This is a genomic window from Exiguobacterium sp. OS-77 (assembly GCF_000414195.2).
Lineage (GTDB): Bacteria > Bacillota > Bacilli > Exiguobacteriales > Exiguobacteriaceae > Exiguobacterium_A > Exiguobacterium_A indicum.
In genome coordinates, this window is the sequence record NZ_DF239008.1 from 2,424,361 (window position 1) to 2,437,070 (window position 12,710).

At 44.8% G+C, this 12,710-nt stretch carries 11 protein-coding genes; 5 read left to right on the top strand and 6 right to left on the bottom strand.

Features of this window, described 5'->3' with window-relative positions; genetic code table 11:
* Window positions 1-110: 110 nt before the first annotated feature.
* The 3 genes from glpK to EXG77_RS12450 form a co-directional block, all read right to left on the bottom strand.
* On the bottom strand, window positions 111-1,601 hold the full coding sequence (gene glpK / locus EXG77_RS12440; RefSeq protein WP_023467372.1) for a glycerol kinase GlpK: 1,491 nt from the start codon (window positions 1,599-1,601) through the stop codon (window positions 111-113).
* Between the two features lie 30 nt (window positions 1,602-1,631).
* Window positions 1,632-2,456, bottom strand: coding sequence for an MIP/aquaporin family protein (locus EXG77_RS12445; RefSeq protein ID WP_023467371.1), 825 nt, complete (start codon window positions 2,454-2,456; stop codon window positions 1,632-1,634).
* A gap of 195 nt (window positions 2,457-2,651) precedes the next feature.
* On the bottom strand, window positions 2,652-3,215 hold the full coding sequence (locus tag EXG77_RS12450) for a glycerol-3-phosphate responsive antiterminator (protein WP_023467370.1): 564 nt from the start codon (window positions 3,213-3,215) through the stop codon (window positions 2,652-2,654).
* Between the two features lie 170 nt (window positions 3,216-3,385).
* Between EXG77_RS12450 and EXG77_RS12455 the strand changes: the two genes are divergently transcribed.
* On the top strand, window positions 3,386-4,027 hold the full coding sequence (locus EXG77_RS12455; protein WP_023467369.1) for a YitT family protein: 642 nt from the start codon (window positions 3,386-3,388) through the stop codon (window positions 4,025-4,027).
* A 59-nt stretch (window positions 4,028-4,086) separates the two neighbouring features.
* Here the strand turns inward: EXG77_RS12455 and EXG77_RS12460 are convergent, their stop codons facing one another.
* Window positions 4,087-4,830, bottom strand: coding sequence for an ABC transporter permease (locus EXG77_RS12460; protein WP_023467368.1), 744 nt, complete (start codon window positions 4,828-4,830; stop codon window positions 4,087-4,089).
* Window positions 4,808-5,725 carry an ABC transporter ATP-binding protein gene (locus tag EXG77_RS12465; RefSeq protein ID WP_023467367.1) on the bottom strand — a complete coding sequence of 306 codons (918 nt, stop codon included), beginning with the start codon at window positions 5,723-5,725 and terminating at the stop codon, window positions 4,808-4,810. The genes EXG77_RS12460 and EXG77_RS12465 overlap by 23 nt, the downstream gene beginning before the upstream one ends.
* A 153-nt stretch (window positions 5,726-5,878) precedes the next feature.
* On the opposite strand from EXG77_RS12465, the gene EXG77_RS12470 reads away from it, so the two are divergent.
* The 3 genes from EXG77_RS12470 (at window position 5,879) to EXG77_RS12480 (ending at window position 9,513) form a co-directional block, all read left to right on the top strand.
* Window positions 5,879-6,349 (top strand): GNAT family N-acetyltransferase, encoded by a 471-nt coding sequence (locus EXG77_RS12470; RefSeq protein WP_023467366.1) that lies wholly within the window; start codon window positions 5,879-5,881, stop codon window positions 6,347-6,349.
* 25 nt (window positions 6,350-6,374) lie between these two features.
* Window positions 6,375-7,958, top strand: coding sequence for a diguanylate cyclase domain-containing protein (locus EXG77_RS12475; protein ID WP_023467365.1), 1,584 nt, complete (start codon window positions 6,375-6,377; stop codon window positions 7,956-7,958).
* Window positions 7,959-8,046: 88 nt separating this feature from the next.
* The gene (locus EXG77_RS12480; protein WP_035398465.1) at window positions 8,047-9,513 is read left to right on the top strand and encodes a sucrose-6-phosphate hydrolase; all 1,467 of its coding nucleotides are present in this window, start codon (window positions 8,047-8,049) and stop codon (window positions 9,511-9,513) included.
* Between the two features lie 47 nt (window positions 9,514-9,560).
* On the opposite strand, the gene EXG77_RS12485 is transcribed toward EXG77_RS12480, so the two are convergent.
* Window positions 9,561-10,058 carry a GNAT family N-acetyltransferase gene (locus EXG77_RS12485; RefSeq protein ID WP_035398466.1) on the bottom strand — a complete coding sequence of 166 codons (498 nt, stop codon included), beginning with the start codon at window positions 10,056-10,058 and terminating at the stop codon, window positions 9,561-9,563.
* Between the two features lie 246 nt (window positions 10,059-10,304).
* Between EXG77_RS12485 and EXG77_RS12490 the strand changes: the two genes are divergently transcribed.
* Window positions 10,305-12,467, top strand: coding sequence for an ATP-dependent helicase (locus EXG77_RS12490; protein ID WP_035398468.1), 2,163 nt, complete (start codon window positions 10,305-10,307; stop codon window positions 12,465-12,467).
* Window positions 12,468-12,710 lie beyond the last annotated feature (243 nt).

Below are 12,710 nucleotides of genomic sequence, written 5' to 3' on the forward strand. Positions count from 1 at the left end.
CGAAAAAAAAGAGACCACAACAAACACGCTGACTATGTCAACTGCTGCTGTGGTCTCTCCATATTCTCCGACCGATTTATTAACTTGACCTTACTATAACATACGTCACATCATTTGAACAACATCGTAGCTTGAACAGCTTTTTGCCATCCACCGTAGAGCGCATCCGTCTCTTCTTTTGCCATGCTCGGCTCGAAGCGACGTTCTTTTTTCCATTGCGTCGCAATTTGTTCACGGTTCTCAAAGAATCCAACAGCAAGACCTGCGAGGTACGCTGCACCTAATGCCGTCGTTTCATTGATTTCCGGACGCTCAACTGGTGCTTGGATGATATCACCTTGGAACTGCATCAAGAAGTCGTTTTTAACTGCTCCACCATCAACACGGAGCGTTTTCATCTCGATGCCTGAATCTTGCTCCATCGCAGATAGGACGTCGCGTGTCTGATAAGCGAGTGATTCAAGTGTCGCGCGGATGAAGTGTTCTTTTTCCGTACCACGTGTCAAACCGAAGACGGCACCACGAACGTCTGAATCCCAGTAAGGTGTACCAAGACCAACGAATGCTGGTACGACGTAGACACCGTCTGAAGACGTGACGCGTGTTGCGTATCCTTCTGATTCTTTGGCATCATCAATGAGACGTAATCCGTCACGTAACCATTGAATCGCAGATCCTGCGACGAAGATACTTCCTTCTAAAGCATACTCCACTTTTCCATCGACGCCCCACGCGATCGTCGTCAGCAATCCGTGATCTGATTTAACAGCCTCTTCCCCTGTGTTCATCAACATGAAGCAGCCTGTACCGTATGTGTTCTTCGCCATTCCTGTATCAAAACACGCTTGACCAAACAATGCGGCTTGCTGATCGCCCGCTGCTCCAGCAATCGGAACTGATTCTCCGAAGAAGTGATACCCTGCTGTCTCTGCGTACACTTCAGAAGATGGTCGTACTTCTGGAAGCATCGCTTTCGGGACATCTAAGATGTCGAGTAACTCGTCATCCCATTTTAATTCATGAATGTTATACATCAACGTACGACTTGCATTCGAATAGTCGGTCACATGTGCTTTTCCGCCGGATAATTTCCAGATGAGCCACGTATCGATCGTACCGAACAACAGTTCACCACGTTCAGCACGTTCCCGTGCTCCTTCGACATGATCTAAAATCCATTTGACTTTCGTACCAGAGAAATAAGCGTCAATCAATAGACCTGTCTTCTCACGGAAGAGCTCGGCATGACCGGCTGCTCGAAGCGCTTCACAGATTTCAGCCGTTTGTCTCGATTGCCACACGACTGCATTGTGAATCGGTTTCCCTGTTTCTTTTTCCCAGACGACAGCTGTTTCACGTTGGTTCGTGATTCCAATACCAGCAATCTGCGACGGCTTTACGTTCGCCTCCGTCAGACAAGTCGCCACGACAGCAAGGACACTTCCCCAAATCTCGTTTGCGTTGTGTTCGACCCAACCTGGTTTCGGAAAATACTGCGTGAATTCCTGTTGTGCTGAATGGACGATCTCGCCGGCACGATTAAACAGGATCGCACGTGTACTCGTCGTTCCCTGATCCAATGACAAAATGTAGTTCTCCATCTCTTCCCCATCCTTTTGTATCTAAATAAGTTAAGCTGACTTTGACTCCACTGACGTTGTTTTGTTCGGACGAACACCGAATCTATAGCATAAGCCTAATATGACGATTGTCACAAGTCCTACAATCCAAAAAGCCGGTGTATCTTTCCCTGTGAAGACCGAACGATAAAACAATCCGCCAAGACTTCCACCGAGAACTGGTCCGAGAACCGGAATCCAAGAGTACCCCCAGTTCGATGATCCTTTTCCATGAATCGGTAGGATGAAGTGGGCGATACGTGGACCAAGGTCCCGCGCCGGATTCATCGCATATCCTGTCGTTCCTCCGAATGACATACCGAGGCTGACGATCAAGAAACCGACGATCAATGGATTTAGACCATCTGAGAACTTATTTGCTCCGATTGATAACAACCCAATGACAAGCAAGAATGTCGCGATCATTTCACTCATTAGATTGGCAAATGTATGTGGAATCGCTGGTGACGTCGCAAAGACGCCGAGTTTCGTTGCTGGGTCTTTCGTCTCCGCCCAGTGTGGTAAGTAATGGACGAAAACAAGACTTGCACCAAGTATCCCGCCGGCAATTTGAGCGACGATATAGCCTGGTACGTCTGCCCATGCAAATGAACCGTCAAAGGCTAAACCAAGCGTTACTGCTGGGTTAAGGTGTGCTCCACTGAATTGACCGACGGCATACGCTGCAATCGCCACGGCAAAACCCCATGCAAACGTGATGACAATCCAACCTGCATCCTTCGCAAACGATTTCGTCAAACTAACGCCTGCACCAACACCGTTCCCAAGCGCGACAAGCAAAGCTGTGCCTAAAAATTCCGCTAAAATGGGTGACATATGTGTTCCTCCTTTTGGTTATGTGAAAAAAGCAACATAAAAAGGAGATCCACGTCAGTTCATACTTGAATGTTCTTCAAGCAGGACTCACACGTGAATCTCCCTTTTCTCCGTCACTTTGTATCAACTTGATATCACTATAACAATCAGTGAAAACGCTGTCAAATAATCCGAATGATTTTCCTCACAATCAACTTAAGAGCGTGGTTCAAAATGACGCCACAAGTCCTTATTCGATGTTGTGATACTTGAGGCACCTGCTTCAATCGCTTGTTCCACTTCCTCGACCGTATCGATGAGTCCACCGGCGAATACGAGACGCCCTGTCTTTTCTTTCACTTCTTGAATGTACTTTGGCATTAACCCTGGTAACACTTCGATGTAATCAGGTTGCGTCCGTTCCATGAGTTGATAACTTTTTTCGAGTGAACTGGAATCAAGTAAGAACATGCGTTGCATCGTCTTGACCTTTTTTTGACGTGCTTTCAAGATGACGCTCGCCTTCGTCGAAATGACACCATACGGCTTCAATTCTTGGCAGACGTATTCTGTGGCATATTCATCATTTTTTAACCCTTGAACGAGATCCATGTGCAAAAACATTTTTTTGTCGTAACGATGCGCCATCTCATAGACCGCTTTTAAACGCGATACATGCATTTCGAGTAAGACCCCATATTCATATGGACTCTTCAGCATCTTTTCAAAGTCTTCTAATTTTCTAACGGAAGGCAGGATCTTCTGTCCAAAATATGTCATATGTTCTCCCCCTGATTCGTAATGTGTCCTAAGTATGTCGTGAAACATAAGGAATAGGCAATGCTCTTTTCATGAAAATAAGTGAAAAGAGCGCTACGATTAGGGTATAGCTTAACGAAACGATTTCTTTTCAGGAGGTGAACGCGCAGTCCTACCGTCTGTGCACGTCAATGAGTCAGCAAAAACGGATTGTCATCTATTTATTCTCTATTTTAATTAACGCCTTAGGAAACAGCTTCATGGTGACCGCCTCGATCGGGAGTGCACCTTGGACATCAGCGAGTGAAGCCGTTGCGGCCATCTCCCCTTTAACTGTCGGACTAGCGATCATCGTCTTACATGTGCTCGCTTTGATTGCGGCACTCTCTCTTGGGAGTCGATTTAGTTGGTGGACGATCGTCCTCAGTTTCGCACTCGTCGTCCTGTTCGGCGCTGCGATTGATTTCTTCTTATCGATCCATCAATTGATTTATACACCACAGGGACTTTGGATGCGCGTTGTGTACATGTTGATCGGCATGCCATTGATTTCACTTGGACTCGCTCTCTATCTACAAATCGGATTCGTATTGATGCCACCGGATTACTTGATGAAGTCACTGATCAGTCGCTTTAAAAGTACCTCGCTCGGGGCAACGATCAGCCTCGGCATTCCTTTTTTGATTGCTTGTCTCTTTTCACTGATTGAACGCGAACTGATCGGCATCGGAGTCGGAACTTTCATTTTTCTCTTATTGAACGGTCCACTGATCGAATGGTTTCAGCGATTGTTCCCGATTACAGCACGTCCACCTAAACGGACAAGTTCTTGAATACTGTAAAAGAGCTGCTATTGATAGACAAATTCATCTATCAATAGCAGCTCTTTCATTTACGTATATGATTTTCTTTGGAAGACAAGAATCGATGCACCTAACAAGACGATGATATGAGCCAATACGAACAAGGCGGAGAACGTCAAAGTTGTTCCCATCGCTTCACTCGTACCATAGGTCATAGAATCCTTGAAATACATTGACCAGTCTAAATGCATGAATACGATCCACTTAGCGATTGCTGGTTTGAAACCAACCAGTAAGTTACCCGCAATGCTCGTAAAGAACTGTGCTAGTACGGTGAAGCCGATAATCATTCCAACAGAACGGAACAACAATGAGAAGAATAACGTCATGAATATTGTAAAAATCGGACTGACAACTTCGACGATCGTATCGCGGAACAGAATTGGATCTCCTGCCTCTGAAAACGCAAATGAGCCTGCGTAGACGATCGCAGCGATGAACACGAATTGGAACAACATGATCAAGATCGAAAAGATAAGTTTCGAGAAATAAATCGTCATTCGGGAATACGGACTCATTAATAAGTGTTTCATCGTGTCATAACGTACTTCATTCCCGATGGCTTCTGCCGTGAAGACAATCGTGATGATTCCTAATAGAGATGTCAGTAAAAGGAACGTTGATGAATAATAATCATAACGTGTGAACTCAAAATCATTCGTCTTTGCAACGATGATAATACCAACTGCAATAACGACATATAGTGCTAAAACGATTTTCGCTTTTTTAGTCGTCCACCATTTCATCCATTCATTTTGTATGAGCGAAAGCATGTGAATCCCCCTCTTTTTTCGTTACTTGCAGGAATTGTTCCTCAAGCGTCAAACGTTTAACGGTCAGTTCATGTAAATCGGCAATCGGCACGACGAGTCGAGCGATAGCTGGACATTCACTTTCCGGTGCGGTGATAATAATTTTATTCTCGAGTACTTCTGATGGGTAGTTCGCGACGCGAAGGGCATCGAGTACCTCTGTCATCGCTTCTGCATTGACACGAAGAGCGATTTTCGCTCCAGTTTCATTACGAACGGACTCGACCGACTTGATGACACCCTGATCGATGATCGCATAACGATCACTGATTTGTTCCATCTCACTCAACATATGGCTTGAAATTAAAATCGCGATATCTTGCTCACGCGCCATTTGGCGTAAATATTCACGAAGCTCTGCAATTCCGGATGGATCCAGACCATTCGTCGGTTCATCTAAAATCAAGACGCGCGGGTTATGTAGCAAGGCACGAGCAATTCCGAGTCGTTGCTTCATTCCGAGTGAGTACTCTCCGACTTTTTTTGAAAGCTTTCCTTCAAGACCAACGAGTCGTGCTAGTGCATCATAATCCACTTGACCGAGTCCCGGAATGAGATTTTTTGCATGAACTAAGTTTTGTTTTCCTGTCAGATAAGGATAAAACGCTGGATTTTCAACGATTGCTCCGATTTGCGTCAGCGCTTTCGAACGCTCTTCTACGACATCAAATCCATTGACTGTGACTTTCCCTGCATCCTGCTCGAGTAGTCCCGTGATGATCCGAATCGTCGTCGTCTTCCCTGCTCCATTCGGTCCGAGGAAGCCGAACACTTCTCCTGGGGATACCTCAAAACTGACGTCTTTTAAAATTTGCTCTTTTCCGAGACGCTTTGAGATATTTTCAATCTTTAACATCTGCTCTTCCTCCTCATTCATATTTTGTCTATGCTATTAGTGTACGTGATTTTAAAGGATAAGTTTCATTTCTTACAAATATGTAATCTGATTCCAATTAAAAAGGCGTAACAACAGAAATTTTATATTAAAAATAAAGAATGGAGTCGCTAGATGATTCGCTTTGAACAAGTAACACATGATCACTTTCCGATCATCCAATCGTTGTACGCGAGCGTTCCTGCATATGCGCTCTTAGAAGAACGAGTGCTTCCGCTCTCTGATTCGACCTTACAGGAAGAGTTTTTAAATCCCGATACCGTATCGCTGATTGGGTATGTAGACGGAGAACCCGTCTTACTGATTGATTACCTACCGAAGCATCCAAAAGACGGTACACCTTGGATCGGTCTATTTTTACTGGATGCTTCTCAGCACGGTACGGGAACTAGCAGTCGGTTACTATCTGCTTTTTGTGATCAGTTTCTAAGTCAGGAACCTCACATTCATCTCGCGGTCTTACCCGATAATTTAAGAGCCCGTCGTTTTTGGGAAAAACACGAATTTCGATATGTACGAACGAGTATCTCGAACCGCGAACAACAGGTAGACGTCTACGTGTATGATGTAAGTAAAAAAAAATGAAAACGCATGAATGGAGTATCTCACAATGTTCAGACTCTCACTTCGCTTTGATGTTTTGTTAGCGGGATTGATTTCCCTGCTATTTTTTAGCATGACGCTCGGATTAACTTTTTTCATTAGTCAACATGCAACAAACCGACTCCAATCGGAAGTCGGGATGAATCTGTCAACGACTGCTCACCAACTGTCTGATAAGCTTGATCATTACATGTGGTCACGTTATGCCGAAGTAAAATTGCTGGGTTCTTTATCAACGATTCAACAAACAGAACAAAAAGCAGAAACACGGCAGACACTCGAAGAGTTACAACGACAGATTCCTGACTTTTCTTGGATTGGTCGCTTAGATGCGAAAGGCAAAGTCGTTGCGTCAACGAATCAGATTCTTGAAGGAACATCGATCAAGGAACGTCCCGTCTTCCAACAAGCCTTATCACAACCATTCATCGGGGATGTCCATGAAGCTGTTCTACTCGCAAAATTATTGCCAAACCCAAGCGGTGAACCGTTACAATTCGTCGATATTAGTACACCTTTGTACGATAAGGGGCGATTTTCTGGTGTCCTTGCGACACATCTCAGCTTCGAATGGGCAAAAGCGATCGAACAAAGTTTTCAGAGCGCCACGTCCTCTCTCCAACAAGTCGATGTCTTCATCATTAGTCAAGATCGAAAGACGATTTTGCTTGGACCGAACGGATGGAGCGGTAAAACATTACCTGATAGCGTAACGCTGACTTCGAATGCTTCTGCGACCGCTTCTTGGCAAGGGAAAGAATTCGTCTCTGGTCAAAGTACAAGCCGAGGTTACAAGGATTACGATGGATTAGGTTGGACGGTTCTCGTGCGTCAACCGACTTCGATTGCCTTCGCTGATGCCGACGCTTTACGTCAAACGATTTTTATCGCCGGATTGATTGCCTCTTTCATCACAGCGGTACTCGGATGGATGTTAGCGAAGTTATTGACACGACCATTATTAAAAATCACATATGCCGCCCAACAGATGCAGGATGATCCCTCAAAATCACTCCCGAATCATCGTGGAATCCGAGAAATCGAGACACTGACGGATGCCTTACAACGACTGATTCATCGCTTGCTACATACCGAACAAGAGAAATTAACGTTTGAACGCTTGTCACAACGCGATAGCCTGACGGGTCTCGCGAACCGCAACGGTCTCGCTCAATACATCGAACAATTGCCTGCAGAAACGCATTCTATCTATCTTTGCCTTGATTTAGACGGCTTTAAAGCAGTCAATGATACGTATGGTCACGCGCTAGGTGATCTCCTGCTGATCGAGGTCAGTCAACGTCTCGAACAGTTGCTTCCACCTGGTGGATTCGTAGCTCGTCTGGGCGGCGATGAGTTCATCATCGTCTTGACGACTCAATCCTTAACAGAAGCACGATACTTAGGTGAACAATGGATCGCTCACGTCTCGATGCCGTATCACTTAGAAGAACAAACCGTCCACATCGGTATGAGTATCGGAGTCGCCGAACAGGTGACAGGAGAATCACTCGAACAAGTCATGCATCGCGCTGATTTAGCGCTCTATCGTTCGAAGCAAAATGGCAGAGGATGTATGTCCGTTCATTGACCATTCAGGACGGAGGATTGACAAGCGCAGCTCTCCTCCGTAAGGTGAACGAGAGAAGCGTATAATTTTTCAACGAGGAGCTGTCAACATGAATCAATGGACACGTGAAGCACGATACCGTCCCCTCTCGGATGTCGATCCGAGCGTCTACCAAGCGATGAAGGAAGAAGTTCGAACATCTCCTTGGCGATTTTCTTACCATATTCAACCTCCGACCGGACTTTTGAATGATCCGAACGGCTTCGTCTATCATGACGGTCTCTATCATTTGTTTTATCAATGGTTTCCACTCGGACCCGTACACGGGCTGAAGTACTGGTATCACATGACATCAAAAGATCTTGTACATTGGTTCGATGAAGGAGCTGCCTTGATCCCAAATGACGATCCTGATTCACACGGTGCTTATTCCGGTAGTGGCTTCATTAAAGATGATCAAGTGCACATCATGTACACCGGTAATAAACGGGATGCGGATTGGAATCGCCATACGAGCCAAATCGTCGGTCATCTCCGCTCGGATGGACGAATCGAAAAACATTTACCACCTGCTATTCCAAACGTTCCTGAAGGATATACGGAACATTTCCGTGATCCGAAAGTCTTCCAAGATGCATCGGGCATTTGGTACTGCATCATTGGTGCACAGCGTAGTGACTTGACGGGTTGTACTGTCATCTATCAGTCTCAAGATGCAGAGCACTGGACATTCCTCGGTGAGTTACAGACGAATTACTCGACATTCGGTTATATGTGGGAATGTCCTGATTATTTCGAGCTGGATGGAAAAGGGATCCTCCTCTTTAGCCCTCAAGGGATTGAACCAGATGGTCCGAACTATCAAAATATTTTCCAGTCCGGTTATTTCATCGGCGAACCGTTAGCTTTACCCGACTTAACATTCACACACGAATCGTTCCAAGAACTCGATTTCGGATTTGACTTCTACGCGCCACAAACAACTGAGGCGGCAGATGGTCGACGGATTCTTGTTGGTTGGATGGGGTTACCGGATATCAGTTATCCTTCTGACATCTATAACTGGGCACATGCTTTAACATTGCCACGTGAATTAACGATCGAACAGGGACGACTTCGTCAACGACCTGTCCGTGAACTGACACAGCTACGAAAAGAGACGCTGTTTGACGAAACGATTCTTTTCGAACAAGACGTGACAATTGCGGAAGCCGAGATTTTCGAGCTCGTGATGACAGACTTAAAACTGTCGTCGGACTCGTTCCGCTTCTCGATTCGTCAAGACGCCACTGAAGAAACCGTATTCCATTACGATGCTGTATCACGTCAATTTACGATCGATCGAAGCCGATCAGGTGCAGAAGTACCTGCTGAATCATTCGGCACTTCGCGATCGACGATTCTTGCGAAGGACTTGCATACATTACGTCTGTTCGTGGATCGTTCTTCGTTTGAACTTTTTCTAAATGACGGAGAAGCCGTTGCATCTGGACGGATTTTCCCGAAAACATCCAGTCGAGGTATTGTCTTCTCTGGTGAAGCAGGTGCGCATTTATCACTCTACGATTTATCTTAAATAAAAAAGCATTTTCCTGAATAGAATCAGGAAAATGCTTTTTTGCTTCAATGCTTCAATCGTGATTCTTTTTCTAGATCAAATGCAAGGATGTGCTGCTCCCCAATTGGACCCATGACGGACTGTAACGTATCAACGTATCCCGTTTTGAAATACAGTGATTTTGCAGCAATATTCTTTTTATTGACCGCTAGTGTGATCGCTGTGACTTCTGGAAAATGATGATGCACGAACTCTGGCAACTGCATCATTGCCTCTTTCGCATATCCTTGGTGCTGATGGCGTGCATCAATGGAAAAGGCACGTAATAGGACACTTTGTTCATGTGTTCGATGTGTTTTAGGGGGATTAAGATGAAGAATAAAAAATCCGACGACTAAATCGTCTTTTTTGATGACAACCGGGAATTTATCTGGATGGGCAACCGCATCTGTGACGACATCCGTCGGAAAAGAAGTAAACTGGACTTGTTCTTCCGGAAGAATGAACGCATCACATTGTTCATAATGTTCATTCGTATACATGTGTAATTTCACTACAGACATTCTCATTCCGCCTTCCCTCTTTGTACAGGACAAGAGAGTACTCTCTTACATCTATTCCCATTTTAATGTTTTTGTGTCCATTTGCCTAGTCATTCAGGGTACTCGTCTTACATAACATCCAATAGGCTCTTGTCTCTTTATTCCACGGTTCTTCTTTCCGTAATCCAATCCTGACACTAAAAATGATACACTAGGGAAAGTTCGATTATTGGACGCGAAATAAATACGCTCGAGGTGAACTGTATCATGCATGAAGATTTTTTCGAACAGGTGGAGCGATTGACCGGCATTCAACTGAATCCTGTCCAACAACAGGCAATCGAACATGACCATGGTCCGTTGCTGTTACTCGCCTCACCCGGCTCTGGAAAAACAACGACGCTTAATTTTAAGATTGCCTATTTGATTTTACAAAAAAAGATTGAACCACATCGTATTTTAGGGCTGACCTTCAGTAAGGCAGCAGCTCGCGAGATGGCGGATCGTTTTTATCATCTATTTCACGAATTAATTGGAACGACAGCGGCATTCTCGACGATTCATAGCTTTGCTTTTCAAGTCGTTCGGGATCATACATCCCAGCAACGTCTCTCCTATACGATCATTGAGGGACCAATGGATCAACAACATCCGAATGTGCCACATAAACGCATGTTACTCCGGCGTATTTTCCAGGAAATTAATCGGAGTGTCATTACAGACGACCAGATGGATGAGTTATTGCGGATGATTTCCTTCGTCAAGAACCGTCTTCTTTCTTTAAAGGAGATCAAGGCAGTACCGACGACGATCAAACATTTCCCTGATATCTATGTGGCATATGAACAATTCAAGTCGCGTGATCCCTTACATCCGTTACTCGACTTTGATGATATGTTGACGTATGCGAATACGATTTTGGAGCAAGACCGTCGTCTGTTGCAACATTATCAGCGACGCTTCGACTATATCCTAACGGATGAAAGTCAGGATACGTCGCTCGTCCAGCATCAATTGGTCGAGAAGTTAGCCTTACCGCATAACCGTCTTTGTGTCGTTGCAGATGATGATCAGACGCTATACAGTTGGCGTGGCGCGGATGCCTCTAAAATTTTGCACTTCAAAGATACGTATCCGAATGCGACGATTCTTTACATGGAACAAAATTATCGTTCGTCTCAAGACATCGTATCCGTCGCAAACCAATTCATTCAGCGCAATAAAGCACGTTATCCGAAACAGATGTTCACGGAGAACGCTGCTGTTCGTCCGATTATCTTAGAGACGTTACCAACTTACGAGGATCAGACCCGCTATCTGTTGAATCAACTACGGACAGAGACGAATTACCGCGAAGTAGCCATCTTATATCGCAACAATGCCTCATCGATCAATGTGATGAATGCTTTGGATCAAGCAAATATTCCGTTTTATATTAAGGATGTCGATCATAAATTCTTCAGTCATTGGATTTTGAAGGATATCTTAAACTTCATGACATTCGCACAAGATCCGACAGATATCGATGTGCTAGCAACTATTCATACGAAATTCGCCGGGTATATCTCAAAAGCGCAACTTTCTCAATTGCAACAGTTCGGTACGGGTGAATCTGTATTTGATCTACTCATAAACAAAATCGAGATGAAGTTTTATCAAAAGAAACAACTTCAACAAATGAAGCGCACATTCGCTTCCATCCAAACCGTTCGCCCCTCTGCCGCCCTCTCTCTGATTCGTCATGAACTGGGTTACGAAAAGAATTTGCGAAAAATGAGTGAGAGTCTCGGTTTTAGTCTCGATCACCTGCTTGAAACATTGAATACGATCGATAACATCGCAAGTGATGTACCGACACTACTCGCCTTTCGTGAACGGATCACGCATCTCGAACAATTGATGCGTGATGCGAAACAAAATAAAAATCAAAATGCGGTCACCCTTTCGACCTTTCACAGTGCGAAGGGACTTGAATTCGATCGCGTCTTCATGATTGATCTCGTTTCTGGGATTCTTCCATCAGCTGATACGATCAAGGCGTACAAGAATGGACAACTCGATGATATGGAAGAAGCTGCACGTTTGTTTTACGTCGGCATGACACGGGCGCGACACGAACTACATCTCCTGTCCTATCGTTTTAAATCGAAATCATTTGATGTCTCACCATTCGTCGAAGACGTCCATCGCCTCGTCACGCCTGATGCTGCAAAACGAAAAGTAGAGCGCAAGCGAACTGCTGTTACAGCGCGAGCTAGCGTTCCTCCACTTCCGATCACTGAGAACATGCGTGTCTCGCATACAGCATTTGGTCCCGGAACTGTCTTGCACCTGGTTGACGATGTGCTGGAAATTTCATTTGATCAAGGAATGAAAAAACAGCTTTCGTTACAAGTCTGCTCTGAAAATGCGTTACTCGAAATTTTATGATTCAGAATGGACCTGACTCAAAAAAAGAATGACGTGTCTTTTCACGCCCTTTCCTCAGGCAAGACACAAGCCAGTTTTCCTGCTTCATTCAAGAAGGAAAGCGGGTCTTGTTTGTCTCTGACAGCGCATAATGCGCTTTTTCCTGTAGGAGTGGCGTGTGACGCGCCATTCTTTTTGTTACGAGATAAAGGTGGCAGATTTTTATTCTGCCACCTTTATCTTTGTAGAGGCTGACTTTTGAGT